Here is a 25,346-nt window from a genome sequence, read left to right on the forward strand (position 1 = left end):
TTGATCAGCCTCTCACAGTTCGTAGAACGCGGAGATCTTTTCCCAGGCTTCCTCCGCCGTGTCGACGAAGGTGATCAGCTCGTCGTCACCGGGGGAGATGGTGCCCTGCTCGGCGAGGAAACCCAGGTCGATCGCGCCTTCCCAGAATTCCTTGCCGAACAGAATGACAGGCACCCGCTCCATGCGGCCGGTCTGGATCAGCGTCAGGGATTCAAACAGCTCGTCCATCGTGCCAAAACCGCCGGGGAACACGGCCACGGCCTTCGCGCGCATCATGAAATGCATCTTGCGGATCGCGAAATAGTGGAAATTGAAGCAGAGTTCCGGCGTCACATAGACGTTCGGCGCCTGCTCATGCGGCAGCACGATGTTGAGACCGATGGAGGGCGCGCCGCAATCGGCAGCACCGCGATTGCCGGCTTCCATCACGCCGGGGCCACCGCCCGTCACCACCACATATTCGCGGTAATAGGATTTTGCCGATTCTTCCGAGCACAGCCGCGCGAATTTGCGCGCCTCTTCATAGTAGCGGCTGTTTTTCTCGAGGTTCTTGCGCTGCGTCTCGTTCTTGGCGGCCCAGGCGTCACCGCCGGGCTCGGGCAGGCGCGCGCCGCCGAACAGGATCACGGTTGAGCGAATGCCACGCTCGGCCAGCACCATTTCGGGCTTCAAGAGCTCCAGCTGCAGGCGCACCGGCCGCAGCTCGCGTCGCGTCATGAAGTCTTCGTCATTCCAGGCGAGGCGATAGGTGTCCGCGCGGGTCTGGGGCGTATCGGGCACCTGGCGGGCGCGGCGCAGATCCTCGTCGGAATGCGGCAGAGGCGTCCAGCCATTCTCGTCTTTGGTTTTCATGTTCCTGTTTCCGTCCTTTGGTGCTTTGGCGCGCTGGCGCGCGATCCCGTGATTGACCGCCACACGCGCTTCGCATAGTTTCCGCGCCGGCCTTGGGTCCTTCTCCCAAACTTATGGCTGAGCCCTTAACAGCTTGTTCAATGGAGCCGCAAGCATGACGAACATCGATGTCGCCGCGCTGGAAAAGACAATCGAAAACGCATTCGAAGAGCGCGACGGCGTTTCGACTGAGACCCGTGGTGAGATCCGCGAGGCCGTCGAAGCCTCTCTCGGTCTGCTCGACAGCGGCAAGGCCCGCGTCGCAGAGCGTCAGGAGGATGGCTCCTGGAAGGTGAACCAGTGGCTCAAGAAGGCGGTGCTTCTTTCCTTCCGCCTCAACCCGATGCAGATCATCAAGGGCGGACCGGGCGATGCGGTCTGGTGGGACAAGGTTGCCTCCAAGTTTGATGGCTGGAGCGCCAATGAGTTCGAGAAGGCCGGTTTCCGCGCCGTGCCCAACGCCGTTGTGCGGCACTCGGCCTTCATCGCGCCCGGCGTCGTCCTGATGCCGTCCTTCGTCAATCTCGGCGCCTATGTGGGCGAGGGCACCATGGTCGACACCTGGGCGACCGTCGGCTCCTGCGCGCAGATCGGCAAGAACGTCCATCTTTCCGGCGGCGTTGGCATTGGCGGCGTGCTTGAGCCCATGCAGGCCGGCCCGACCATCATCGAGGACAACTGCTTCATCGGCGCGCGTTCGGAAGTGGTCGAAGGCTGCATCGTGCGCGAAGGCTCGGTGCTCGGAATGGGTGTCTATATCGGCAAGTCGACCAAGATCGTCGATCGGGCCACGGGCGAGATCTTCTATGGCGAAGTGCCGCCCTATTCGGTGGTTGTCGCCGGCTCCATGCCGGGCAAGCCCATGGGCAATGGCGAGCCGGGTCCCGGCCTTTACTGCGCGGTGATCGTGAAGCGTGTCGACGAGAAGACGCGCTCCAAGACCTCGATCAACGAACTCCTGCGCGACTAACGGGCAGGCGGAGCGGCGCGATGACCAAGAATCAGATCTCATGGCTGTTCCTGGGTTTCTCCGGACGGGTCAGCCGCGCGGCTTTCTTTCTGGCGGGACTGCTTCTGGCGGTCCTGCAGGCCCTAGTGCTTTACCGCTTCACCCTGGCGCCGGAAGGCAGCGGCGCCAGCGGTGTGTGGGCCCTGCTCTTCTGGGGCATGTTCATGCTGTCGGCATTCTCCTCGGTCGCGCTTGGCGTCAAGCGTCTGCACGATTTCGGAAAGTCCGGCATGTTCGCCTTCGCACTTTTCGTTCCGATGGTTTCGATCCTCGCCTTCATCGTCCTGTGTCTCTATCCGGGCGATCCTGGCGCAAACGAATATGGCGAGCGGACCAACGCGCCGAAGCAATAGAGGGCGGTGGCGGCGTCTTGCTGCGTGACAGCCGCGCGCGGTTGGATTATCCCTCTCACCTATGACACTGCCTACCGATCCTGCGGCGAATCTCGCCGAGCTTATCCGCTGTCCTTCCGTCACGCCGGTCGAAGGTCAGGCGCTTTCCGTGCTTCAGGGCATGTTGAAGGCGCTGGACTGCACGGTCGAGCGTCCCGTCTTCTCCGAGGATGGCACCCCCGACATTGAAAATCTCTACGGCAAACTCGCCGGAGACGGCCCGCATCTGATGTTTGCCGGGCACACGGATGTGGTTCCGCCGGGCGATGAAGCTGCCTGGAAGCACCCGCCCTTTGCCGCCGCAATTGCCGATGGCCAGATGTATGGCCGTGGCGCGGTGGACATGAAGGGCGGCATTGCCTGTTTCGTCGCCGCGCTTGCGCGCTATGTGAAAACCCATGGCAAGCCGAAGGGCTCCGTTTCGTTCCTCATCACGGGCGATGAGGAAGGCCCGGCCATCAATGGCACGGTGAAGCTTCTGGAATGGGCCGCAGAACGCGGCGAGAAATGGGATGCCTCCATCGTCGGTGAGCCGACCAATCCCGATGCGCTCGGCGACATGATCAAGATCGGCCGTCGCGGGTCGCTGTCCGGCCGCGTCACCGTCAACGGGCGTCAGGGCCATGTGGCCTATCCGCACCGCGCAGACAATCCGGTGCCGGGGCTTATGCAGCTCCTCGAGGCGTTGCTCGAACAGCCCTTCGATGAAGGCACGAAGGATTTCCAGCCAAGCAATCTGGAAGTGACCACGGTCGATGTCGGCAACAAGGCCACCAATGTGATCCCGGCGCGCGCAAGCGCTGTTTTCAACATTCGCTTCAACGACACGTGGAGCGCGGAAAGCCTGCAGGCCGAAATCCACAACCGGCTGGATCGCGCCGCAGCCGCAAACCGCCTGCGCGGCAATGCGGAAGAGCCGGTGGATTTCGACATCGAATGGCTCGGCCGGCCAAGCCCGGTCTTCCTGACGCGTGATGACAGGCTGGTCGCAACCCTTTCGGCTTCGGTCGAAGCCGTCGTGGGCGCGCGGCCCGAGCTTTCCACGTCCGGCGGCACGTCGGATGCGCGTTTCATCAAGGATTATTGCCCGGTGGTCGAGTTCGGCCTTGTCGGACAGACCATGCACATGGTCGACGAGCGCGTTGCGCTGGCCGATCTGGAAACGCTCACGCAGATTTATCTGCGCTTCCTTGAAGACTGGTTCGCCTGACAATGCCGTCCTTTGCCGAGATCCAGCAGTATTTTGCCGGCGTCTGGCGCATGATGATGGGGCGTTCCGAGGGGCTGCGCCTGCTCGACCTGTCGGCTGACGGGTTCTGGAATTCCTTCTTCGCCATTCTGGTCGCCTTCCCGCCGCTTGTGGTCGGGTGGGTGACCATCTCAAACGAGCTGGCGGGTGGCGAGGTTGTCGCGGCCCGGTTCGCGCTCTTCAACCGCCTGATGGTCACGGATATCGCCACCTGGGTCATACCCTTCGCCATTCTTGCGCTGGTGGCGCGGCCGGCGGGCATTGCGGACCGCTTTGTGCACTATGTGGTGGCGAGCAACTGGGCGTCCGCGCTTTTTTCGTGGATCACGCTGCCGGCCATGCTGATCCGCCTGTTCATCCCGGCTGCGGCGGAATTCGCCAATCTTCTGACCTTCATCATCTTCATCGGCACGCTTGTGCTCTCCTGGCGTCTGACGAATGCGGCCATCGGCAAGGGGCCAGCCGTCGCTTCCGCCGTCTTCGCGGCCATGTTCGCAGCCTCGCTCGGCGTTCTGTTCACCTTTGAGGGGCTTCTGGGGCTGACGCGCGCAGGCTAGGGTCTGAAGCAGCCCGTGAAGCCTTTCTAGGGTCCTGACCCTAGGCAGGGTCGGGCGCGGGTTTCGGCGCTTGTCCGCCATCGCGTCTGGATGTCACCGCTTCGACAATGTCTCCCACATTGCGCAGGCTCACATCGCGTTGCGGGAAGGGTATCTCGATGCCTGCTTCGCTCAGCGCCCTGTAGATCTCGAACAGGAGATCCGATCTGGCCGACAGCACCGAATAGACGTCGTTGACGAAGCAGCGCAGCTCGAAGTCGAGGGAGCTTTCGCCGAGCCCCATGAACAGCACCACCGGTTCCGGATATTTCAGCACCAGCCGGTGCGCCCGCGCTTTCTCCAAAAGGATTTCGCGCGTCTTTTCCAGATCGCTGCCATAGGCGACACCCACCGGCACGATCAGCCGCCCCGTGTGGCTGCTCAGGGTCATGTTGGTCACGGTGCCGGCGATCAGGTCTGCATTGGGCACGATCACCTCATGCCGGTCGAAGGTTTCGATGCGGGTGGAACGCACGGAGATCTTGCGCACGATGCCTGAGTTGCCGGCCACCTCGATCCAGTCGCCTTCCTTGATGGGCCGCTCGATCAGGAGAATGATGCCTGAAATGAAGTTCGACACGATGGCCTGCAGGCCAAAGCCGATGCCCACCGAAAGCGCGCCGGCAACGATGGTGATGCTCGAAAGGTCCAGCCCGGCTGTCGACACCGCGATCAGCGCGGATAGCGTGATGCCCACATAGCCAAGCCCGGTCACCACCGCATTGCGCCCGCCGCTGTCGAGGCGTGTCTTGGGCAGAACGGTCGTGCTCAGCATGCGCTGAAGCCAGCGCGTCAGGATCACGCCGATCACGAAGATGGCGACGAGCATCACCACCACGCCGAATGAAATTCGGGTGCCGCCGAACTCGACACCCTCGGTCAGCAGGATCCAGACATCGGAGATGTCGGCCTCCCGCGCGCCCCAGATCAGGGCGAACAGCGGCAGCGTGGCAAGCGCCACGATGGTGGCGGCAGCAAAAGGCATCAGCGAGGAGACGGCCTTCTCCTCGCGAACCGCGATGTGCGAGGCCGTGACAAGCAGCCGGTAGACGGCAAGCGCCACGCCAAGCAGGCCGAGCGAGCGGATCATGGGACCGAGCGCATCGCGGGCGATTTCCACATAGCCCGCAAGGGAAAAAACGACGGCGGCAATGGCGGCAAGGCGGATCAGATAGGCGATCAGCGCGCGGGGATGAAACGCCGTGGCGTCCTCATGGTCCGCATCTGTGCGCGCGGTGGATTCTTCCGGCGGTTTGTCCGCTCTGGCCAGAAGCGAAGCCAGTCTCCACAGGAGCAGGCTTCCCAGAAGGACCACCGTGGTTGCCAGAACAGAGCGTGTTTCCGGCGCAAAACTGTAGTCCTTCTCCATCTGCTCCAGCATGATTTCCAGCGCCAGCATGCCGCCGAGTCCCAAGCAGATACGGGTCGCGGTCCGGGCCGCCCTGTCGGACATTTCAACAAAGCGAAAACCGGGCAGGGTGGGGGCGAAAAGCGCATGGCCCAGCCAGTATGAGAACACCAGCAACATGGGCAGCGTAAGCGCAATCGTGTTGAGCGAGCGCCCTTCATAGAGCGTCAGCCCGAGGCTGGCGAATGCGCCGAAGAAGAGCAGGCCGGCAATCAGCGGCAGAATGAAGCGGAGCGCCAGTGAAAGGCCGAGCAGCAGGTTGCGTCGGATCGGGCGAATCGCGGCATTCACCCCGGCATCCATCCGGCGCAGAATGAATGGCTGGATCGCCAGCAGCATCACCAGACTGCCGCCGAAAAGCGCCAGCGCGATTGGGATGCGCTGGCGCGAAAGCAGGCCGCGCGTCGGGTCGCGCACTGCGCCGGAAACCTCGCTTGCAACGCCACTCAGATAGTCGCCCAGCTCTGCAAAGGCGGGCAGCCAGCGGGTTGGCACAAGCGGCGAGGGAATGCGCTCGAACAGGTCCGTTCGCTGGCGCGCGCGTATCAGCTTGTCGATCTCGTCGATCAGAACTTCGGCGCGGCTGAAGGCCTGTTTTGCGGCAAGGATCGGCTTATTGGCGGCGTCGAACGCTTCCGTCAGCTCGGCGCGGCGGGCGGTGATGGCGGGTGTTTCCTCCGCGCCGTCCGCCGGCGGCGGGCCGAGCGCATCAAGCTGCGCCTGCAGGGTGAGCGTGAGAATGTCGCCGCGCTCGATAATCTCGAACGCTTCTGTGCGCTGCCCTGCAATTTCGGTCCTCAGCGCCTCAAGCGCATCGGTGGAAGCCCGCCGGTTTCTGAGCGCTTCTTCCGCGCGGGCGGCCGAAGCATCCCACCTTATCATCAGCGTGTCGATGTCCGGCGGCGTGTCGGTCTGCACCTGTGCGGCGGCTGTCCGGATGGGGGTGACGAGCAGAAGAAGGATCAGGAACCCGGTCCAAAATCGATGCATGGCGTACCCCGATTGCGAATGCAGTCAGGGCATAGTGCCCGCAATCGGGACCATGAACAAGGCGCGGCCCCCGGTCAGCGCGCAGCGGCGATGGCCGCAAACAGCATCAGAAGCGCGGCCACTGCCGCCGTCGCTCCAAGCCCGAACCCCGCATAGATCGGCCCGAAAGCGAGCGTCCCGGCAAAGGCGGCGATATAGGTCGTGGCGCTGTTCAGTCCCATGATCGCGCCCCGGCGCGTGGGCGCGATGCCGGTCAACCGGACAATCAGCATGTTGAGGCCCAGATGGTTCGCCAGTCCCCAGACGAAGGCAACGGCGAGCAGGGTCTCGAAACTGTCCGCACCCCAAAGGATCGCCAGATAGACCGCCGCCACAAAGGCGAAGGCGAAAGGCAGGAGATTGCGGACGCCCAGATTCTGCACCGGCCTGTCGAGCAGAACCGCCGCCCCGAAACCGAGCCCGTAGACCAGCGTCAGCAGCCCGTTGGCGCTGACCGGCTTGCCGAGCGCATTGGCCAGATGGTCGCCGACATAGGCGTAGACGCCATAGAAGGAGCCCATGAACGCGCCGCAGGCCAGAAGCAGCGGCACGAGCCCCGGCGTGCGCAGGGCCGCCAGCGGGGCCATGGCGGGCTCCTCGGAAAGCGTGTCCCGGCGTCCGTTGAAGGCGAGCACGAGAAATGCGCCCACTGCCAGAAGGCAGACCAGCGCAAACACCGCGCGCCAGTGCAGCATGTCCGCCAGAACCGCCGAAAGGGAGACGCCCGCCACGAGGCTCAGCGTCCAGCCGGTCAGGACGATGCCGACCGTTTCGGTCTCGCGTCCCGCCGGAGCCACCGTCGCCGCATTGGTGTAGATCGCCGGCAGCGCGATGCCTGCCGCAAGGCCCGCGACGAGCTGCGCCGCCACCAGAACGGCCAGCAGAGGCGCGACGGCGCTCACGCCCAGCGCGAACGCCAGAACGGCAAAAGCCATTCGCAGCATGCGCCACGCGCCCAGCCGGTCGATGTGGCGGGCAAGGAAAAGGGCGCTGCCCGCCGTGCCAAGACCGAACGCCGCCGAGGCGATCATGACGCCCTGAACCGACGCGCCAAGTGAGCGCGACACTTCCGGCGCGATGGGCGAAAGAACAAGCGAATTGCAGCCGATCACCGCCACGCAGCCGGTGAGCAGAAAGACCGTTGGCGGAATGCGCGTGTCCAGCGCAAGCGCCAGGTCGCCATCGACAGGTGTTTGATTGAGCTTCGACATATGCGCATAATGTCCGAACCAAATTAAGCTTCAATCGGAATTTGCCGAACCATGAAAGAAACAGATGATATTCACGCGCTGGCCTCCGCAACCCAGCTTCTCGACCCCATGGACCGAAAAATATTAGCCGTCCTGGTCGAAGACGCGACGGTCAGCTACGCGGAGCTGGGCAAGCGCGTCGGCCTTTCCGCACCCGCCGCGCATGAGCGCGTGAAACGGTTGAAGAAAAGCGGCGCGATCCGCCGGATGGCCGCGCTCATCGATCCCGGCGTGGTGGGCAAGGGGCTGCTGGCCTTCATCCATGTGGACACAAGCGGCTGGGGCAAGACACCGGCGCTGATGGCGATTGCCGAATGTCCCGAGGTGGAGGAAGTGCATTCGGTGGCGGGAGACGCCTGCATGCTCCTGAAGGTGCGGGCCGCTTCCACGCGCGCGCTCGAAGGGCTTCTTGCCCGGCTCTACGACACGCCCGGCGTCAAGGCGACACGCAGCTATGTGGTGCTCTCCACCTATCTGGAGCGCCCGCCGCAACCGGGCATCACGCCATCCTGGCCGGTGCCGAAAGCCGCACGGCCCGCCGAGATTGTCTGACCCTAGTAGTCCACCTGCGTCAGATAGAGCCCGTGCGGCGGCGCCACCGGGCCGCAGGCCTTGCGGTCGCGCGCTTCCAGCGCCCGCGTCACCGCGTCTGCGTCCCAGCCGCCTTCGCCTACACGCTTCAGCGTTCCGGCGAAGGAGCGCACCTGATTGTGCAGGAAGGAGCGGGCCGAGGCGCGGATTTCCACAAACGCGCCGTCACGGGTCACCTCCAGCTTTTCCAGCGTCTTGATCGGGCTCTTCGCCTGGCACTGGGCCGCGCGGAACGTGGTGAAGTCATGCGTGCCGATCAGCCGCTGCGCCGCCTCGTTCATGGCGTCCACATCCAGCGGCGCGGCCACATGCCAGGCATGGGCGCGGTCCACCGTCAGCGGCGGTCGGCGGTTGTGAATGCGATAGAGATAATGGCGCGCCCTGGCGGAAAACCGGGCGTCGAAATCGTCGGCCACCTCGGCGGCCTCGATCACAGCCACGGTTTCCTTGGCCATGGCCAGCCGCGCATTGATGGCGTTCTGCACTGTGCGCGCGGTCCATTCGCGCGTCAGGTTGAAGTGGGCCACCTGCGCCAGCGCATGCACGCCGGTGTCGGTGCGTCCTGCGCCAAACAGCGTAACCGTCTCACCGGAAAAGGCCAGAATGGCGTTCTCCAGCGCGGCCTGCACCGAATGATGCGTCGCCTGACGCTGCCAGCCGAAATAGGGGCCGCCATCATATTCGATGTCGATGCGAAAACGCGCCATGGTCAGAGCCCGCCAAAGGCCGGTGCGTAGACCAGCCGTCCTGTTGTTGGTGTCTCGCCCCAAAGGGCGGCCTGCAGCGCCGCGCACTGGTAGTCGCTGTCGAAGGCGGCTGCATCCTCATGCGTGTAGCCGAAACGTCCGTAATAGGCCGGCTCGCCAAGCACGATGGAAAGCGTCTCGCCGGCAGCTCTGAGACGCCGATGCGCTTCCTCGACAAGCTGTGCGCCAATGCCCTGCCGCTGGTGCTCCGGCAGAACGGCAAGCGGCGCGAGCGCAACTGCCGGAAAGCTGTCGCCGTCACTCTCGACGGTCAAGCGCGAGAAAAGCACATGACCGCAGATCGCGCCGTCATCGGCTTCGGCCACCAGCGCCAGCACGGCGTCACCCGCCTCGTGAAGGGCCGTAACAAGCCCGGCCTCGCCATCGCCGTCAAAGGCGGCGGTCAGCAGGGCATGAACCGCATCGCGGTCGGCCTCAGTCTCCGGGCGGATGGTGATGGCGCTCATGGGAGCACGGTTCCCTTCTCGAGCTTCGCGCCGCGCAGGAAGTCCACCGCCTTCATCGGTTTGCCACCGGCGCGCTGCACTTCGCTCAGCCGCACTGCGCCATCGCCGCAGGCAATCGTCAGCGTGTCGTCCAGCGCCTCACCGGGCGCGCCTTCGCCGCTGGAAAGAACCGTGCGCAAAAGTTTCACGCGTTCCGGCTTGCTGCCGAACTGCATTTCGCACCATGCGCCGGGGAAGGGCGAGAGCCCGCGAATGTGATCGTGCACTTCCTTCGCGGGACGGGACCAGTCCACCCGCGTCTCGTCCTTGAGGATCTTTCTGGCATAGGTCGCGCCGTCTTCGGGCTGCGGCGTGAGTTCAAGCGCGCCTTTCTCAAGCGCATCCATCGCCTTCACCATCAGCGCCGCGCCTGTTTCGCGCATGGCGTCATGCAGTTCGCCGCCGGTCATGTCGGGGGTGATGGCAAGGCGCTCCGTCATGGCGACGGGGCCGGTGTCCAGCCCCTCGTCCATCTTCATCACCATCATGCCGGTTTCTGCATCGCCGGCCATGATCGCACGCTGGATCGGAGCCGCGCCGCGCCAGCGCGGCAGAAGCGACGCATGGCCGTTGAAGCAGCCAAGGCGCGTGCCTTCCAGAATGGCTTTGGGCAGCAGCAGGCCATAGGCAACGACAATCGCCGCATCCGCATTGAGTGCGCTGAATTCTGCCTGTTCTTCCTCGCTCTTCAGCGATTTCGGTGTGCGCGCCTCGATGCCCAGTTCCTCGGCGGCGCGGTGCACGGGCGATTTGGTCAGCTCAAGCCCGCGCCGTCCGGCGGGGCGCGGCGGCTGGGAGTAGACGGCCACGATTTCGTGACCGGCCCCGGCCAGCGCCTGAAGGGTGGCGACCGAGAAATCCGGTGTGCCCATGAAGATGAGACGAAGTGCCATGCCGCGTGTCCGATGCGTCCAGTAAACGAAATGAGCGCATCAGCGCCCATGCGGGTGCTTGAAGCGGATTTACCGGTTGAAGGTCAAGCCCCGCAGGCTGAAATGCCCGTATCGGTCGCGGCAGGAGAGGGGCGGCGTCAGCCGACCATGCGCGCGGGCGGCCGATCCTTGGCGAGTTTCCTGAACTTGCGCACCACCATGTCGCGCTTCAGCTTCGACAGATAGTCGATGAACAGAACGCCGTTCAGGTGGTCGATCTCGTGCTGCAGGCAGGTGGCGAGCAGGCCGTCGGCCTCCACCGTCTGCTCTTTGCCGTCGACATCGAAGTAGTTCACCGTCACACCGGCCGGGCGTTCCACCTCGGCATAGTAATCGGGAATGGAAAGGCAGCCTTCCTCATGCACGTTGCGCGCATCGGTGCTGGCCACGATTTCGGGGTTGATGACCACGAGCGGAGCCGGCTCTTCGTCCTTCTCGGCAACGTCGATCACCAGCATGCGAAGCGGCTCGCCAACCTGAATGGCGGCAAGGCCGATGCCCGGCGCGTCATACATGGTCGCCAGCATGTCGTCGGCGAATGTGCGCAACTGATCGTCAAAGCGCTCCACCGATTTGGAGGTTTCGCGCAGGATCGGGTCCGGAAGAAGAACAAGCGGTTTGATGGTCATGGCTGTCAGGTAAGCCCTGACCGGCGGAACGTCAATACACAATGCCTGTTCACGTTTTGATCTTATAATGCTATCCCGAATCCACCAGATCGCCCTGTGTCCCGTTCGGACGCGCAAAGGATGATCCAAATTATTGAGCGAGCATCGGAATAGCCGAACCCGGTTTTCACCTTTCGGTCCCATGCTTCCAACATGGCGGGATAAAGCAGATGTCCGACATTTTCGCAGCACCGGTGGCGCAGCTCGGCGCGAGCACCTTCACGCTGGGGCAGCTTTTACTGGCTGGCGGCGCTCTGCTCTTCGGTCTGATGGTCCTGCTGATCGCCGGGCTCTGGCGTGCTGCACGGGCGCGCGCGGTCGCAGCCGCGGAAGCGGCGCAACATGCCCGCGAGGCCGAGGCGCGCATGGTCGAGCTCACACGGGCGCAGGCCGAGTTGCAGGGGCGCATGGGGTCGATTGCCGAAGTGTTCGGCAACCGGCAGGCCGAGCTCACCCGCGCCCTGTCGGAGCGGCTTGATGGCATGAGCACGCGCCTTGGCCAGTCCATTAACCAGCAAACCAAGTCGACACATGAGAATCTGGCGAAGCTGCAGGAGCGGCTGGCAGTCATCGATACCGCACAGAACAACATCCAGTCGCTTGCCGGACAGGTGGTGCAGCTCCAGCAGATCCTCTCCAACAAGCAGACGCGCGGGGCGTTCGGCCAGTCGCGTATGGAGGCGATCATTGCCGACGGTCTGCCGCATGGGGCCTATGAGTTTCAGGCCACGCTTTCCAATGGCAGCCGGCCCGACTGCGTGGTGAAGATGCCCAATGACGCGCCTTCGCTGGTGATCGACGCCAAGTTTCCGCTTGAGGCGTGGAACGCCATTCGCGCCGCCTCGGAAGGCGAGGGCGGCAGTCCCGAAGCGCGCAAGGGGGCGGAGGCGGCGTTCCGGCGCGATATCGATGTGCATATCAGGGCGATTTCGGAAAAGTATCTTCTCACTGGCGAAACGCAGGACACGGCGTTCATGTTCGTGCCGTCGGAGTCGATCTTCGCCGAGATCCACGAGAATTTCGAAAACCTCGTTCAGCGCGCCCACCGCGCCCGCGTGGTGATCGTTTCCCCGTCGCTGCTCATGCTGTCGATCCAGGTGATTCAGGCAGTGCTCAAGGATGCGCGCATGCGTGAGCAGGCGCATCTGATTCAGGCCGAGGTGGTGCGGCTGATGCAGGATGTGGGCCGGCTTGATGAAAGGGTGCGCAAGCTGCAGACCCACTTCATGCAGGCCAATCGCGACATCGATCAGATCCTGACCTCGACCGACAAAGTCACCAGGCGCGGCGAGAAGATCGAGGCGCTGGAACTGGGCGCGGGTGAGGCGGAGAAACCGGCAAAGGACGACAATCGCCTTGCGCCAAAACCGCCGACCGGCGAGGGCGGTCCCGGCTCCGGCCAGCTACGCCTGCGCGTCGTGGATGAATAGTTCGAATATTTTCGAAATAAGATTGACAGTGCGGGCGCTGGGATTTAGGCGTCCGTACCATGGAACTTGAAACCGCATCCTCCCAGCTTGAAGCGCTCGGCAATCCGGTGCGGTTGCGCATCTACCGCATGCTTGTGCGTGCGGGTGGCGAGGGCATGCCCGTCGGCGGGTTGCAGGAGCGGCTTTCCATGCCCGCCTCCACCCTCTCGCATCATTGCAAGAAGCTTCTGGAAACCGGCCTCATCACGCGCGAGCGGCAGGGCACCACGCTGATCTGCCGGGCGCACTACCCGGCGATGCACGCACTGATCGGTTATCTCGTGGACGAATGCTGTGTCGAAAGCTGCCAGCCCCAGAGCTCCGGGGAAAATTGACGATGGCGCGCGCCCGGACCGCTGAGCCTGGATACAGGCGCATGATTACGGCGCTCGGCATCGCGCAGATCTGTTCCTGGGGCTCGATCTTCTACAGTTTCCCGCTCATTGCCGAAGCCATGCGCATCGAACTCGGCTGGTCGAAGCCGCTTCTTTACGGCGGTGCGACGGCGGGGCTTCTTCTGGCAGCCTTCGCCGCCTATCCGGTTGGCGCGGCCATCGACCGGGGCTATGGGCGCTGGGTCATGAGCGGCGCATCGCTGACGGCGGGGCTCCTCTATCTCCTGTGGTCGCAGGTCGACAGCATCGCCTTCTTCTATGTGGTTGTGCCGCTTCTCGGCGGGCTTCAGGCGGCAACGCTTTACGAGCCGGCCTTTGCGGTGCTGGCCCGCCGTGTCGGTGCGCTTGAGGCGCGGCGCGCCATCACCGCGCTCACCCTGTGGGGCGGCTTTGCCAGCACGGTTTTCGTGCCGCTGGTGCAATGGCTCATCGCGACGCTTGGCTGGCGCGGTGCGCTGATGGTGCTGGGCGGGATCAACGCCTTTGTGTGCGCGAGCCTCTATTTCGCGGTGATCGATCCTGCCCGCGACAGGCCGAAGGAGCCGGCAGCCGAAGGCGCGCGGCCGGTCATGAACGGGCGCGAAGCGGTGTTCTGGGCGTTTCGTCAGCCAGTGTTCTGGGCGCTGGCGCTGTTCCTGGTGCTTTACGCCGGGGTGTTCTCCAGCCTGAGCTTCCACATCTATCCGCTGCTTCTGGAGCGGGGGCTGAGTGCCGCCGAAGTGGTGAGCATCGTCGCGGTCATCGGCCCGGCGCAGGTGGCTGGCCGCATCGTGATCTGGACGTTTGCGCCCAATGCGCCCGTACGCCTCATCGGCGCTGCCATGGTCGCGGTGTTTCCGCTGGTGCTTCTGGGCTATGCTTTCGCGCCGCCGCACGTGCTTCTGATCGCGGCGATTGCAGCCGTTTACGGCGCAGCCAATGGCATGATGACCATTGTGCGCGGCCTTGCCGTTCCCGAAATGCTGAGCCGCGAGGCCTATGGCGCGATCAACGGCGCGCTCATCACGCCGTCACGCACGATCGAGGCGCTGGCCCCGCTGGGCGTCGCCGCGCTGTGGGCGGCAAGCGGCGGCTATGATCTCTATCTGATGCTCGCCTTCGCGGCCACGCTGGTTATGGTGGGGGCGTTCTGGACGGCCTCTTTCATGGCCCGTCCAAAATTTCCGAAAACGCACTAAAACGAGCGAATTCCCGCGATTTTTCCCGAATTCTCGCGAAAACGGGAAAAATCTCTGGCTGTGAAATGTCCAGAGCAATTCCAGGAAAAGCGGGCACCGGTTTTCCGTCCGGAATTGCGCAAGAACTCTAGACCGAGAAGCGGGCCGTCAACGCTTCCAGCGCCGCGGCGTCGGCTGCCGGACGCTCGCGCAGCGCTGCCACGAGGCAGGCTTCGGAACGCAGGATCACGCCATCGTCGAGCACCTTCAGGTGATTGGCGTCGAGCGTCGAGCCGGTCGAGGTGATGTCGACGATGATGTCGGCGGAACCGGCTGCCGGCGCACCTTCGGTCGCGCCGAGGCTCTCCACGATGCGGTAGACCTGAATGCCGTGCTTCTGCGAGAAGAACTGCTGCGTCAGCCGCCAGTATTTCGTGGCAATCCGCAGGCGGCGTCCGTGACGGTGGCGGAAATCGGCGGCCACATCGTCCAGATCGGCCATGGTCGCCACGTCGAACCAGACTTCCGGCACCGCAACCACCACGTCTGCCCGGCCGAAGCCCAGCCGCGCGGCGATCTCCACCTTGCGTTCCCAGTCGGGAATGGTTTCGCGCACCAGGTCTTCGCCGGTCACGCCGAGGTCGACCGTGCCGCGCTCCAGCTCACGGGCGATTTCGGATGCGGAAAGGAACGCGATCTCCACCCCGTCGACGCCTTCCAGCGTCGCGCGGTAGCTGCGGTCGTTTTCCGGCAGGTGAACGGTCAGGCCGGCCTTTTCGAGCTGCGCCAGCGCATTTTCCTTGAGGCGGCCCTTGGAGGGCAGGGCGAGGGTGATGCTCATGCCGCCGTCTCCCTGAGTGCTGCAACGCGATCGAGCCAGATGGAAAAGCCGACGCCGGGAATGGGCGTCTCTGCGCCCAGAAGCGTCAGGAGCCGGTCATAGCGTCCGCCACCGGCTAGCGGCTGCACTGCATCCGAAGCGGCGATCTCGAACACGAAACCGGTGTAGTAATCGAGCGGGCGGCCAAAGCCGGCGTCATAGGTCAGTGCGTCGAGCGGCAGGCCCTCGGCCTCGATGCGCTCGGCACGCGCTGCAAAGGTTTCGAGCGCGTCGTCGAGGATGAGCCCGTTGTCGGCGGCGAAGGCCGAAAGCCGTTCGCCGGCCTCGGCAAAGGGCACGCGCAGGGAGACGAACGCCTTGAGCGCGCTCATCGCCTCGTCCGTCAGCCGCACGCTGCGCAGCTCGGCCTTTTCGATCAGGCGGCGGGCGATCTCTTCGGGCGTGCGCCCGGCGGATGGCGAAAGGCCGGTCTCTTCCATGACCGTGCCGACATGTTCGGCAAGGGCTGCCTCATCGCCCCGCGCCACAAGACCGGCAATCGCGCGCGGCAGATTGGCCGTGCCCTGCGGGTTGGCGAGGTCGTCGAGCGCCGCCTGCAAAAGCGTCTGCGAGCCGAAGGCGCGGGTGAGGCGCATCTGCCAGCCGCGCGGCAGGCCAAGGGCCGCCAGCACCGCTTCAAACACCGCCTGATCGCCAAGCGTCACAGACAGTGTCTCGCCCGGCAGAACGCGCGCCAGAAGCGCATGCGCATCGGCCAGCGAACGCGCATCTGCTCCCGCCCGGTCGCTTGTGCCCAGATCCTCGATGCCTGCCTGAAGGAATTCCGCACCGCCTTCGCGCTGCTGGCGGAACACCTCGCCCAGATAGGCATAGCGCTGCGGCGTGGCGGCGCGCTTGTCGATGTGGTCGCGGCAGACGGGAATGGTGAATTCCGGCCTGAGGCAAAGATTGGCTCCGGTCTCGCTCTCCGTCAGGAAGATGCGGCGGCGCAGATCCTCGCCGGCCATGTCCAGAAACGGATCGGCCGGCTGGATGATGGCGATGTCGGTCAGCGCCGCATCGCGTTCTTCGAAGATCGCTACGATCTCGTCGGCGAAGTCGGGTGCACGCAGGGTCATCGGGCGATCTCCCGCCTCACGCTGCGGGCAAGGTTTTCGCCCGATATCTGGCGTCGGCGCTGCCCCTCATCCGCCTGCCGGCACCTTCTCCCCGCCTGCGGGGAGAAGGAAGATGGCCGCAAGGTTGATGTCTCCCTCTCCCCGCTGGCGGGGAGAGGGTAAGGGTGAGGGGCGAGCGCTGCGCTGCTGAAACTTGCGATGGCGGCTGTCATCACGCCGCCTCGCCAGCCTGTGCGGCGAGCATCTTGCGCACCGCGTCCACCAGTTCGTCTTCGCTGACGGTCAGCTGCGCCACGCGCGCCTCGCGCCATTCTTCATTGCTTTCGATCTCGGCGGAGAGCCGCTTGCCTTCGAGCAGATCCTTGATCTGGATCTCGCCATTGGCGCGCTCGTCCGCCCCCTGAATGATGGCGACCGGGCTGCCGCGCCGGTCGGCATATTTCAGCTGGTTGCCGAATTTCTTCCAGTTGCCCTGATACATCTCGGCGCGAATGCCGGCAGCGCGCAGCTTCTGCGTGAACTGCTGGTATTTCGCCATGGCTTCCGTGTCGCCGTCCATGACGGTGACGAGCACGGGCGGCAGTACGGGGTCCTGACCGAGCTTGCCGAGGTTCTTCAGCGCCGTCATCAGGCGCGATACGCCGATGGAGAAACCCGTTGCCGGAACCGGCTGGCCACGGAAGCGCGACACGAGCCCGTCATAACGCCCGCCACCGCCAACGGAGCCGAAGCGCACGATATCGCCCTTCTCATTGGGGATTTCGGCGGTCAGCTCGGCCTCGAAAACGGGACCGGTGTAATATTCGAGGCCACGCACGACGGAGGGGTCGATGCTGATGCGGCTCTCATCATAGCCGGCTGCGCGGCACAGGCTTTCGATCTGCGCCAGTTCGGAAGCGCCCGACTGGAAGGTCGGGTTCTCGAGACCACCGGCCTTGCCGTCGATGTAGTCGAGAACGATCTGTGCGTTTGCATCATCCAGCCCGGCACCCTTCGTGAAGTCGCCTTCGCCTTCCTTGCCGCCGTCCCAGCGACCGGGGCCGAGAAGCAGTTTCACGCCTTCCGGTCCGAACTTGTCCAGCTTGTCGATGGCGCGCAGCACGGTCAGTTTCTGGCCGTCTTCGGAAACGCCAATGGCTTCCATCACGCCGTCGAGAACCTTGCGGTTGTTGACGCGGATCACATAGTCGCCGCGCGCAATGCCCAGCGCTTCCATCACATCGGCCATCATCATGCACATCTCGGCATCGGCGGCCACGCCCGGCGCGCCCACCGTGTCGGCGTCGAACTGCATGAACTGGCGGAAACGGCCCGGTCCCGGCTTCTCGTTGCGGAACACATAACCCGCCCGGTAGGTGCGGTAGGGAAGCTGGATGTCGTTGAAATTCTCGGCCACGTGACGCGCCAGGGGGGCGGTCAGGTCGTAGCGCAGCGAAAGCCACTGCTCGTCATCGTCCTGCAGCGAGAACACGCCTTCATTGGGCCTGTCCTGATCCGGCAGGAACTTGCCCAGCGCATCGGTGTATTCGAAGATCGGGGTCTCGATCGGGTCGAAACCATAACGCTCATAGACCTCTCGGATCCGCGCGTTCATCTCTTCGACGGCGCGAATGTCGCTCGCATGGCGGTCGACAAAGCCGCGTGGGAGCCTCGCCCGGGTCTTGTCAGCCTTTTTAGCCATGTCGAAATCCGTCCGTAAAATGAAGAAAACCGCGCCCGGAAGGGGGCGCGGCTGTCCTAACCGATCATGGCCAAAGCGGCAAGGGCGGCGTCAGCCGACAATGCGCAGGTTGGAGAGTTCGTCGCCAATGGCCTTGAAGGCGTCGTCCAGATCGCCGCTGGTGGCGTTCCAGAAAAGCTTAACCGGCTTGCCATTGCCGTCCTTGCGGGTGCGCGACTCGGAGGAGCAGGTTTTGAGTGCGTCGATCTGCTTTTTTTCATTGGCGTCGGTCGCATCAAGGTCCAGTGCGACGGTCATGACCATGATTTTGTCCGACTTCGCATTCTCGCAGATCGCACTCATATGGGAGGTCATGGCTTTGGAGTAGTTGCCGTTGGAATAGTCATAGCTGCTTGCACCGGTTGCCCCATCGAAAAGGCGGCTTTTGCCAGCGCGGTTTCGCACATAGCCATAGTTCGAATAGATCGATCTGGAACCGGCCAGATCATTGCCGCCATAGCGATAATAGGAGCCCGAATAGTCCTGGGCCGACACGCTGCCGGGCGTGTAATAGGTGTTCGCGCCATCGGTCAGCACGATGACCACCTTGTCATTGCCCGTTTCGTTGTCGGGGCGGCCTTCGGAGAAGGGCGCGCGTCCCGAAACGACCCGCCAGCCCCATGCCAGCCCCTCGGTCACATTGGTCGCGCCATTGGCTTCCATCGCGTCGATGGCAGTGTAGATGGTGTTGAGCCCTGTGGTCGAGCCCACATCGGTCAGCGCCGTGATGGGCTTGGTGCTGCAGCTTGCATTCGGCCCTTCGTCCATGCCCATGGCGCGGGTTTCATATGTGTCGTCATAGTATTTCGGCATATAGGCCTGATCATAGGCCGCGCTGGTGGAGCCGCTGGTGAAGTCACCCCACCAGTTGTTGTTTGCCGGGCGACGGTTGCCGTCTGTCTTGTCTGTTTCGTCCGGTGCGAACATGGGCACGAAAAGCGTTTCGGGCCTCGTGCGGTCGGCTGGAGCATCGTTGATGTTGAGCGGATAGGGCCGCATCTCCACGCACCCGCCCCAGCTGGCGAACGAACCATGCGTGCGGGTCGTTTTCTCCACCCAGCCATACCGTCTGCACGAGCCGTCACTGTAGAAGCGGGTGCATTCATAGGCCCAGTCCGTTGATGTGCTGGTAACGCGCTTGATGTCGTCGTAAAGCGTGAAACGGGTGACCTTCTGGCCGGCTTCAGCGCCCCAGTTTTCGCCGCGCTTGTAATAAATGCCGTTGCTCTGTTCGACGCGCTTTTCCGCATCGAACGCAGCCATCGTTGACCAGTCGAAATTCTCGTGATGGATCGGCGAGCGGCCGTCCGTGTCCATCCATGTGGCGGTTGCGTTGTCCGGGCCGACATTGACCGAAGCGGCGAAGGGCACGACGCCGAACTGAACCGGCTTTTGCACCTGCTTCATCTGCGCGCCTTCCTTTGCGATGGTCTTGACCAGTTCCTTGGCGGCGCTTTTCAGGATGGCGAGGCGTTTTTCGGAGGAGCCGGTGCCGGTGTAGCCCATGGAGCCGGAGTTATCGAGCACGAGTGCGACTTCCAGCGTGTTCTTGAGCCGAACCTCGCTCTGGGCCTTGAAGTCGATCTTCGTGTCGCCGCCCGGGTTTTCTCCGCGCAGCTTCTGAAACACGGGATAGAAGATCGGCGCGTATTTGAGCTGCGCCTCCAGCTTCAGCGTCCCGCCGCCAGTGTTCTGGTTCGGCAGGGTGATCAGGAGTGTCGCGTTTTCGGGTTTCACGCCGCCGAGGTTGGCCTCGAAGAAATCCTGCGCATAGGCCTCGGCCTCGGCGTCGGTCGCGCCCTGCGTCAGATATCGGGCCGTGGCGATGCCCGCAGCGTCGAGCGCGTTGAGCGTCATCTGTCGCTGGCGGGAAACCTGGCTGTAGTCGATTGCGAGCGCGGTCACACCCATGATCGGCGCCATCATCAGCGCCGTCATCATGGCGAAATTGCCGCGACGGTCATGCACGAAATTCCTGAGCATTTGTGCCACCCCAAGTTACAGTGCTGGCTAAACATCCACGTAGAGTGATTAACCGGTCGTAACTGGTGCGATCGCGTTGGTTTTTGTGGTTCCCGGCAGGTTAACCGCACTGTTCGAATGTGTGACAGTTCCGGGGTGCGGTGATAAAACCGGGTGACAGTGAAGCCCGCATCCGATAATTCCGGGCCTGCGCTTTTCTCACCGGACCTCCCAATGCTTGAGACGAACATTTCCCCCATGCCGCAAGCACCCCAGATTATCGACACGCTCGACCGCCTTACCGGCTCTTACGATGCCGTTCTCTGCGACGTCTGGGGCGTGATCCACAACGGCGTTTCCATTTTTCCCGAAGCGTGCGCCGCGTTATCGCGGGCGCGGGCCGCCGGCAAGGCGGTGGTGCTGATCACCAATTCGCCGCGGCCGCATCAGGGCGTTGAAGAGCAGCTTGGCGTGCTCGGCGTTCCCGATGACGCGTGGGACCGGGTGGTGACGTCCGGCGATGTGACGCGCGATCTGATCCGCAGCGCCCCGCGCCGGCTTTTTTACATCGGGCCTGACCGCGATCATGCGATCTTTGACGGGATCGACGTGGAGCTGGTCGAGGATTTCGAGGCGTCCGGCGTCGTTTGCACGGGCCTTTTCGACGATGAGAACGAGACGCCTGAAGATTATGCGCAGATGCTCGAGCGCCTGCGGATGCGCGATCTGCCTTTCATCTGCGCCAATCCCGACATCATTGTCGAGCGTGGCGACCGGCTCATCTGGTGCGCTGGCGCGCTGGCGCGCGATTACGGTCTTCTTGGCGGACGCACGCTGATTGCGGGCAAGCCGCATCGCCCGATCTATGAGGCTGCGTTCAAGGCGGCGGGCGAGATCATGGGACGTGAGCTTGAACGCGACAAGGCGCTGGCCATTGGCGATGGCGTGCTGACCGACGTGAAGGGCGCGGATCAGTATGGCATCGACGTGCTGTTCGTTACCGACGGCATTCATGCGCGCGAATATGGCAATGGCCAGGGACCGGAGGCCGAGCGCCTCGCCGCGTTCCTGGAAACCCATGGCCACAATCCCGTCGCGGCCATTCCACGGCTCAAATAGCAGGGTTTGCGCGTGGCCGGTCCGATCGAACGCATTGCCGATGTGAAAGGCCTGCCCGCCGCGCTGCGCGGCGGGGTGGTGGCCATTGGCAATTTCGATGGCGTGCATCGCGGGCACCAGTCGGTGCTTGAGCCTGCGCTGGAGATCGCCGCGCGTGAAAACGTGCCGGCGCTGGTGCTCACTTTCGAGCCGCATCCGCGCCAGGTGTTTCGACCGGACGTTCCGCTCTTTCGCCTCACGCCCGCGCCGATGAAAGCGCGGCTTCTGGGCGCGCTGGGCTTTGACGCCGTGGTCGAGCAGGCGTTCGACCGTGCCTTTTCCGGCCTGTCGCCGCAGGATTTTGTCAAAACGGTTCTGGTCGACGGGCTCGGCATATCGCATGTGGTGACGGGCTTCGATTTCCATTTTGGCAAGAACCGCAGCGGCACGCCGGCGGTGCTGGCCGAGGCCGGACGGGACAATGGTTTTGGCGTCACGGTTGTCGACGCCTATTCCGACGAGGGCGGGGCGGTCATTTCATCAAGCCGCATCCGTGGCCTTCTGGCCGGGGGCGAGGTGGCGGAGGCTGCCGGGCTTCTGGGCTATCGCTTTACGGTGGAGGCAGAGGTGACCGGCGGGCAGAAGCTTGGCCGCACGCTGGGCTTTCCCACCGCCAATATGGCGCTCTCGCCGGATGCGGAGCTGCGCCACGGCATCTATGCGGTGCGGTTTCGCCGCGCCGATGGCAGCCTGCACAATGGGGTGGCGAGTTTTGGCCGCCGCCCGACGGTGACCGAGGATGGCGCGCCGTTGCTCGAAACCTTCCTGTTCGATTTCGACGGCGATCTTTACGGCGAAACCTGTTCGGTCTCGCTGTTCGGCTTTCTGCGCGGCGAGGTGAAGTTTGACGGGCTTGATCCGCTGATCGCGCAGATGAAGCGCGACGAGGCGGAAGCGCGCGCATTGCTTGGCGATGTCAAACCCCATGGGCCGCTCGATCTGGCGCTGGCGTTCGAGGGGCTGGCCGGCTGACGCCAATCGCCTCTTTATTCTTCGGCCCGCCTCGGCTAAAAGCCGTTCCCATGATGACACGCGCCGGTTTCATACCGATTGCCATACGAATTATTGGCCCGGCCTTCCGTGCGGCCTGAGCGTCGCGGAAGGTCCGGGGTTTGTCGCGCGTCAAACGCGCTTTTTCCGTTTTACGATAATGGCTATGGCGAAGCCCTTCGCTGCTTTGCCCATCTCATGGCGAGACAATGACCGAGACGTCCGAAAAGATCGATTATTCCAAAACCCTCAACCTGCCGCAGACCGAGTTTCCGATGCGCGCCGGCCTTCCCAAGAAGGAGCCGCAGCTCGTTGAGCGCTGGCAGGACATGGACCTTTACCGCCTGCTGCGCGAGGATGCCGCCGGGCGTCCGAAATTCGTGCTGCATGACGGCCCGCCCTACGCCAATGGCAACATCCATATCGGCCATGCGCTGAACAAGGTTCTCAAGGACATCATCACGCGCTCCTTCCAGATGCGCGGATATGATTCCAACTATGTGCCCGGCTGGGACTGCCACGGTCTGCCGATCGAATGGAAGATCGAGGAACAGTATCGCGCCAAGGGCAAGAACAAGGACGAGGTTCCGGTCAACGAGTTCCGTCAGGAGTGCCGTGACTTCGCCGCCAACTGGATCCAGGTCCAGTCGGATGAGTTCCTCCGGCTGGGCATTGAGGGCGATTTCAAGAAGCCCTACAAGACGATGGACTTCCACGCCGAAGCGCGGATTGCCGGCGAGCTTCTGAAATTCGCCATGTCGGGCCAGCTCTATCGCGGCTCCAAGCCGGTGATGTGGTCGGTGGTCGAGCGCACGGCGCTGGCCGAGGCCGAGGTCGAGTATCACGATCACGAAAGCGACACGATCTGGGTGAAATTCCCGCTGGTCGATGGCGCTGCGGATCTTGAAGGCGCATGCGTTGTCATCTGGACCACCACGCCCTGGACGATCCCGGGCAACCGCGCCGTCTCCTATTCGTCGCGCATCTCCTATGGCCTTTACGAGGTCACGGGTGCGGAGAACGATTTCGGGCCGCAGGCCGGCGAAAAGCTGATCTTTGCCGATGCGCTGGCGGAAGAGTCGTTTGCCAAGGCGAAGCTTGAGTACAAGCGCCTGCGCGATGTGTCGGCTGCCGAACTTGGCGCGATGGTCTGCGCGCATCCGCTCAAGGGCGTTGGCGGCGGTTACGAGTTCACGGTTCCGCTTCTGCCGGGTGATCACGTGACCGACGATGCGGGTACGGGCTTCGTGCACACCGCGCCCGGCCATGGCCGCGAGGACTTTGACGCCTGGATGGATTCGGCTCGCGACCTGCAGGCGCGCGGCATCGACCCGGCGATCCCCTTCACCGTGGACGACGCCGGCTACTTCACCAAGGATGCGCCGGGCTTTGGTCCCGACCGCGAAGGCGGTCCGGCCCGCGTCATCGACGACAAGGGCAAGAAGGGCGACGCCAACAAGGCGGTCATCGAAGCGCTGATCGGCAAGAACATGCTGTTCGCGCGCGGGCGGCTAAAACACTCCTATCCGCATTCCTGGCGCTCCAAGAAGCCGGTCATCTTCCGCAACACGCCGCAGTGGTTCGTCTATATGGACAAGGATCTGGGCGATGCATCGACGTTGCGTTCGCGCGCGCTGAAGGCCATCGACGAGACCCGTTTCGTGCCTTCTGCCGGTCAGGCGCGCCTGCGCGCCATGATCGCCGACCGTCCCGACTGGGTGCTGTCGCGCCAGCGCGCCTGGGGCGTGCCGATCTGCGTGTTCGCCGATGAAGACGGCAATGTGCTGAAGGACGAGGCCGTCAACCAGCGCATTCTCGACGCCTTCGAGGCCGAGGGCGCGGATGCATGGTTTGCCGAAGGCGCACGCGAGCGCTTCCTCGGCGCGCGCGCCGGCGAGCCCTGGAAGCAGGTGATGGACATTCTGGATGTGTGGTTCGATTCCGGTTCCACGCACACTTTCACGCTGGAAGACCGGCCGGACCTGAAATGGCCCGCCGATGTCTATCTGGAAGGGTCCGACCAGCATCGTGGCTGGTTCCACTCCTCGCTTCTGGAAAGCTGCGCGACGCGGGGCAGGGCGCCTTACGACACGGTCATCACCCATGGCTTCACCATGGCCGAGGACGGCCGCAAGATGTCGAAGTCGCTGGGCAACACCGTGGTGCCGCAGGACATCATGAACCAGTCGGGCGCAGACATTCTGCGTCTGTGGGTCGCCACGACCGATTACTGGGAAGACCAGCGCCTCGGCAAATCGGTCATCCAGACCAATGTTGACGCCTATCGCAAGCTCAGGAACACAACCCGCTGGATGCTGGGCACGCTCGCCCACGACACGGGCGAGGATGTGCCTTTCGCCGACATGCCGGAGCTGGAGCGCCTGATGCTCCACCGCCTCGCCGAACTCGACCAGGTGGTGCGCAAGGGCTACGACAATTTCGACTTCAAGCGCATCATCCGCTCATTGCTCGACTTCATGGTCGTGGAACTGTCGGCGTTCTACTTCGACGTTCGCAAGGACGCGCTTTACTGCGATGCGCCGTCGAGCGTGCGCCGCAAGGCGTCGCTTCAGGTGGTCCGCACGCTGTTCGACTGCCTCGTCACCTGGCTTGCGCCGATGCTGCCCTTCACCATGGAAGAGGCATGGCTTGAGCGTCATCCCGATGCGCGCTCCGTTCATCTGGAGCAGTTCCCGGCGATTTCGCAGGATTGGCGCGACGATGCGCTGGCCGAGAAATGGCGCAAGATCCGCCAGGTGCGTCGTGTCGTGACGGGCGCGCTCGAGATCGAACGCAAGGAAAAGACCATCGGCTCCTCGCTGGAGGCCGCTCCGGTCGTCTATGTGAACGATGAGGGCCTGCAGCAGGCCATCGCCGACCGCGACATGGCCGACATCTGCATCACCAGCGGCATCGACGTGCGGCACGAAGCGCCGCCGGCCGATGCGTTCACGCTTGAAGATGTGCCGGGTGTCGGCGTTGTCTTCGCGCGGGCCGGTGGAGAGAAATGCGCGCGCTCCTGGCGCTACACGGACGATGTGGGCTCCGATCCCGCATTCCCGGAAGTGTCGGCGCGCGATGCGGCTGCGCTGCATGAACTGCAGGCGCTTGGCCGCCTCTAGGCGGGCAGGCGTTCGCGGATACGGGGGAAGCTTCGGCGCTGCCGATTGCTTCCCGCGGTCGCCTTCGCTACAAATGCCGCCGGGTAGGGACGCCACGTTGTCGCCGGATTCATGGGCGACACGCGGAGACTGAATACCCCGACGGTC

22 protein-coding genes are annotated in these 25,346 nt (G+C 63.7%); 11 read left to right on the forward strand and 11 right to left on the reverse strand.

The features are described from left to right. Window positions 1–12: 12 nt before the first annotated feature. Window positions 13–852 (reverse strand): LOG family protein, encoded by an 840-nt coding sequence (locus DEJ54_RS09285; RefSeq protein ID WP_113154310.1) that lies wholly within the window; start codon window positions 850–852, stop codon window positions 13–15. 154 nt (window positions 853–1,006) lie between these two features. Here DEJ54_RS09285 and dapD point away from each other — a divergent pair, with 154 nt between their 5' ends. The 4 genes from dapD to DEJ54_RS09305 all read left to right on the forward strand — a co-directional run bounded on the left by dapD (window position 1,007) and on the right by DEJ54_RS09305 (window position 4,098). Then, window positions 1,007–1,861, forward strand: coding sequence for a 2,3,4,5-tetrahydropyridine-2,6-dicarboxylate N-succinyltransferase (dapD, locus tag DEJ54_RS09290; protein ID WP_113154311.1), 855 nt, complete (start codon window positions 1,007–1,009; stop codon window positions 1,859–1,861). A gap of 20 nt (window positions 1,862–1,881) precedes the next feature. Further along, on the forward strand, window positions 1,882–2,253 hold the full coding sequence (locus tag DEJ54_RS09295) for a DUF805 domain-containing protein (protein WP_113154312.1): 372 nt from the start codon (window positions 1,882–1,884) through the stop codon (window positions 2,251–2,253). Window positions 2,254–2,314: 61 nt separating this feature from the next. Beyond that, a complete protein-coding gene (gene dapE / locus DEJ54_RS09300; protein WP_113154313.1) occupies window positions 2,315–3,502 on the forward strand; it encodes a succinyl-diaminopimelate desuccinylase in 1,188 nt (395 codons plus the stop codon). Between the two features lie 2 nt (window positions 3,503–3,504). Then, window positions 3,505–4,098 (forward strand): transporter, encoded by a 594-nt coding sequence (locus DEJ54_RS09305; protein ID WP_113154314.1) that lies wholly within the window; start codon window positions 3,505–3,507, stop codon window positions 4,096–4,098. Between the two features lie 40 nt (window positions 4,099–4,138). Here DEJ54_RS09305 and DEJ54_RS09310 read toward each other — a convergent pair whose 3' ends face one another. Beyond that, window positions 4,139–6,535 carry a DUF3772 domain-containing protein gene (locus DEJ54_RS09310; RefSeq protein ID WP_113154315.1) on the reverse strand — a complete coding sequence of 799 codons (2,397 nt, stop codon included), beginning with the start codon at window positions 6,533–6,535 and terminating at the stop codon, window positions 4,139–4,141. Between the two features lie 74 nt (window positions 6,536–6,609). Then, the gene (locus DEJ54_RS09315; protein ID WP_113154316.1) at window positions 6,610–7,785 is read right to left on the reverse strand and encodes an MFS transporter; all 1,176 of its coding nucleotides are present in this window, start codon (window positions 7,783–7,785) and stop codon (window positions 6,610–6,612) included. 51 nt (window positions 7,786–7,836) lie between these two features. On the opposite strand from DEJ54_RS09315, the gene DEJ54_RS09320 reads away from it, so the two are divergent. Beyond that, a complete protein-coding gene (locus DEJ54_RS09320) occupies window positions 7,837–8,376 on the forward strand; it encodes an Lrp/AsnC family transcriptional regulator (RefSeq protein ID WP_113154317.1) in 540 nt (179 codons plus the stop codon). 2 nt (window positions 8,377–8,378) lie between these two features. Here DEJ54_RS09320 and truA read toward each other — a convergent pair whose 3' ends face one another. The 4 genes from truA to def form a co-directional block, all read right to left on the reverse strand. Then, complete coding sequence (gene truA / locus DEJ54_RS09325; protein ID WP_113154318.1) at window positions 8,379–9,122, reverse strand: tRNA pseudouridine(38-40) synthase TruA; 744 nt, start codon at window positions 9,120–9,122, stop codon at window positions 8,379–8,381. A 2-nt stretch (window positions 9,123–9,124) separates the two neighbouring features. Further along, window positions 9,125–9,628, reverse strand: a complete 504-nt coding sequence (locus DEJ54_RS09330; protein ID WP_113154319.1) for a GNAT family N-acetyltransferase — start codon at window positions 9,626–9,628, stop codon at window positions 9,125–9,127. After that, window positions 9,625–10,560 (reverse strand): methionyl-tRNA formyltransferase, encoded by a 936-nt coding sequence (gene fmt / locus DEJ54_RS09335; RefSeq protein WP_113154320.1) that lies wholly within the window; start codon window positions 10,558–10,560, stop codon window positions 9,625–9,627. The genes DEJ54_RS09330 and fmt overlap by 4 nt, the downstream gene beginning before the upstream one ends. 137 nt (window positions 10,561–10,697) lie before the next feature. Next, complete coding sequence (def, locus tag DEJ54_RS09340; RefSeq protein ID WP_113154321.1) at window positions 10,698–11,228, reverse strand: peptide deformylase; 531 nt, start codon at window positions 11,226–11,228, stop codon at window positions 10,698–10,700. Between the two features lie 209 nt (window positions 11,229–11,437). Between def and DEJ54_RS09345 the strand changes: the two genes are divergently transcribed. From DEJ54_RS09345 to DEJ54_RS09355, 3 genes are read left to right on the forward strand one after another with little or no spacing between them, the layout of a single operon-like run. Beyond that, a complete protein-coding gene (locus DEJ54_RS09345) occupies window positions 11,438–12,697 on the forward strand; it encodes a DNA recombination protein RmuC (RefSeq protein ID WP_371685970.1) in 1,260 nt (419 codons plus the stop codon). 59 nt (window positions 12,698–12,756) lie between these two features. Next, window positions 12,757–13,071 (forward strand): helix-turn-helix transcriptional regulator, encoded by a 315-nt coding sequence (locus tag DEJ54_RS09350; protein WP_113154323.1) that lies wholly within the window; start codon window positions 12,757–12,759, stop codon window positions 13,069–13,071. 41 nt (window positions 13,072–13,112) lie between these two features. Continuing rightward, entirely contained in the window at window positions 13,113–14,309 is a 1,197-nt protein-coding gene (locus tag DEJ54_RS09355; protein ID WP_245447764.1) for an MFS transporter, read from the forward strand. Window positions 14,310–14,436: 127 nt separating this feature from the next. On the opposite strand, the gene hisG is transcribed toward DEJ54_RS09355, so the two are convergent. The 4 genes from hisG to DEJ54_RS09380 all read right to left on the reverse strand — a co-directional run bounded on the left by hisG (window position 14,437) and on the right by DEJ54_RS09380 (window position 19,950). Next, window positions 14,437–15,129, reverse strand: coding sequence for an ATP phosphoribosyltransferase (gene hisG / locus DEJ54_RS09360; protein ID WP_113154325.1), 693 nt, complete (start codon window positions 15,127–15,129; stop codon window positions 14,437–14,439). After that, the gene (locus tag DEJ54_RS09365; protein ID WP_113154326.1) at window positions 15,126–16,247 is read right to left on the reverse strand and encodes an ATP phosphoribosyltransferase regulatory subunit; all 1,122 of its coding nucleotides are present in this window, start codon (window positions 16,245–16,247) and stop codon (window positions 15,126–15,128) included. Before DEJ54_RS09365 ends, hisG begins: the two co-directional genes overlap by 4 nt. Window positions 16,248–16,458: 211 nt before the next feature. Next, window positions 16,459–17,928, reverse strand: a complete 1,470-nt coding sequence (hisS, locus tag DEJ54_RS09375; RefSeq protein WP_113154327.1) for a histidine--tRNA ligase — start codon at window positions 17,926–17,928, stop codon at window positions 16,459–16,461. Window positions 17,929–18,018: 90 nt separating this feature from the next. Then, window positions 18,019–19,950 carry a TadE/TadG family type IV pilus assembly protein gene (locus tag DEJ54_RS09380; protein WP_113154328.1) on the reverse strand — a complete coding sequence of 644 codons (1,932 nt, stop codon included), beginning with the start codon at window positions 19,948–19,950 and terminating at the stop codon, window positions 18,019–18,021. A gap of 237 nt (window positions 19,951–20,187) precedes the next feature. On the opposite strand from DEJ54_RS09380, the gene DEJ54_RS09385 reads away from it, so the two are divergent. The 3 genes from DEJ54_RS09385 (at window position 20,188) to ileS (ending at window position 25,199) form a co-directional block, all read left to right on the forward strand. After that, a complete protein-coding gene (locus DEJ54_RS09385) occupies window positions 20,188–21,048 on the forward strand; it encodes a TIGR01459 family HAD-type hydrolase (protein WP_113154329.1) in 861 nt (286 codons plus the stop codon). Window positions 21,049–21,060: 12 nt separating this feature from the next. Further along, window positions 21,061–22,059 (forward strand): bifunctional riboflavin kinase/FAD synthetase, encoded by a 999-nt coding sequence (locus DEJ54_RS09390; RefSeq protein ID WP_113156191.1) that lies wholly within the window; start codon window positions 21,061–21,063, stop codon window positions 22,057–22,059. Between the two features lie 227 nt (window positions 22,060–22,286). Continuing rightward, window positions 22,287–25,199 (forward strand): isoleucine--tRNA ligase, encoded by a 2,913-nt coding sequence (gene ileS / locus DEJ54_RS09395; RefSeq protein WP_113154330.1) that lies wholly within the window; start codon window positions 22,287–22,289, stop codon window positions 25,197–25,199. Window positions 25,200–25,346: the final 147 nt, after the last annotated feature.

The organism is Nitratireductor sp. OM-1 (assembly GCF_003296175.1).
Lineage (GTDB): Bacteria > Pseudomonadota > Alphaproteobacteria > Rhizobiales > Rhizobiaceae > Nitratireductor > Nitratireductor aquimarinus.

What these genes read in the sequence shown, in the direction of transcription:
- DEJ54_RS09285 (WP_113154310.1), bottom strand. Translation starts at nt 852, where the DNA reads ATGAAAACCAAAGACGAGAATGGCTGGACGCCTCTGCCGCATTCCGAC.
- dapD (WP_113154311.1), top strand. Translation starts at nt 1,007, where the DNA reads ATGACGAACATCGATGTCGCCGCGCTGGAAAAGACAATCGAAAACGCA.
- DEJ54_RS09295 (WP_113154312.1), top strand. Translation starts at nt 1,882, where the DNA reads ATGACCAAGAATCAGATCTCATGGCTGTTCCTGGGTTTCTCCGGACGG.
- dapE (WP_113154313.1), top strand. Translation starts at nt 2,315, where the DNA reads ATGACACTGCCTACCGATCCTGCGGCGAATCTCGCCGAGCTTATCCGC.
- DEJ54_RS09305 (WP_113154314.1), top strand. Translation starts at nt 3,505, where the DNA reads ATGCCGTCCTTTGCCGAGATCCAGCAGTATTTTGCCGGCGTCTGGCGC.
- DEJ54_RS09310 (WP_113154315.1), bottom strand. Translation starts at nt 6,535, where the DNA reads ATGCATCGATTTTGGACCGGGTTCCTGATCCTTCTTCTGCTCGTCACC.
- DEJ54_RS09315 (WP_113154316.1), bottom strand. Translation starts at nt 7,785, where the DNA reads ATGTCGAAGCTCAATCAAACACCTGTCGATGGCGACCTGGCGCTTGCG.
- DEJ54_RS09320 (WP_113154317.1), top strand. Translation starts at nt 7,837, where the DNA reads ATGAAAGAAACAGATGATATTCACGCGCTGGCCTCCGCAACCCAGCTT.
- truA (WP_113154318.1), bottom strand. Translation starts at nt 9,122, where the DNA reads ATGGCGCGTTTTCGCATCGACATCGAATATGATGGCGGCCCCTATTTC.
- DEJ54_RS09330 (WP_113154319.1), bottom strand. Translation starts at nt 9,628, where the DNA reads ATGAGCGCCATCACCATCCGCCCGGAGACTGAGGCCGACCGCGATGCG.
- fmt (WP_113154320.1), bottom strand. Translation starts at nt 10,560, where the DNA reads ATGGCACTTCGTCTCATCTTCATGGGCACACCGGATTTCTCGGTCGCC.
- def (WP_113154321.1), bottom strand. Translation starts at nt 11,228, where the DNA reads ATGACCATCAAACCGCTTGTTCTTCTTCCGGACCCGATCCTGCGCGAA.
- DEJ54_RS09345 (WP_371685970.1), top strand. Translation starts at nt 11,438, where the DNA reads ATGTCCGACATTTTCGCAGCACCGGTGGCGCAGCTCGGCGCGAGCACC.
- DEJ54_RS09350 (WP_113154323.1), top strand. Translation starts at nt 12,757, where the DNA reads ATGGAACTTGAAACCGCATCCTCCCAGCTTGAAGCGCTCGGCAATCCG.
- DEJ54_RS09355 (WP_245447764.1), top strand. Translation starts at nt 13,113, where the DNA reads ATGATTACGGCGCTCGGCATCGCGCAGATCTGTTCCTGGGGCTCGATC.
- hisG (WP_113154325.1), bottom strand. Translation starts at nt 15,129, where the DNA reads ATGAGCATCACCCTCGCCCTGCCCTCCAAGGGCCGCCTCAAGGAAAAT.
- DEJ54_RS09365 (WP_113154326.1), bottom strand. Translation starts at nt 16,247, where the DNA reads ATGACCCTGCGTGCACCCGACTTCGCCGACGAGATCGTAGCGATCTTC.
- hisS (WP_113154327.1), bottom strand. Translation starts at nt 17,928, where the DNA reads ATGGCTAAAAAGGCTGACAAGACCCGGGCGAGGCTCCCACGCGGCTTT.
- DEJ54_RS09380 (WP_113154328.1), bottom strand. Translation starts at nt 19,950, where the DNA reads ATGCTCAGGAATTTCGTGCATGACCGTCGCGGCAATTTCGCCATGATG.
- DEJ54_RS09385 (WP_113154329.1), top strand. Translation starts at nt 20,188, where the DNA reads ATGCCGCAAGCACCCCAGATTATCGACACGCTCGACCGCCTTACCGGC.
- ileS (WP_113154330.1), top strand. Translation starts at nt 22,287, where the DNA reads ATGACCGAGACGTCCGAAAAGATCGATTATTCCAAAACCCTCAACCTG.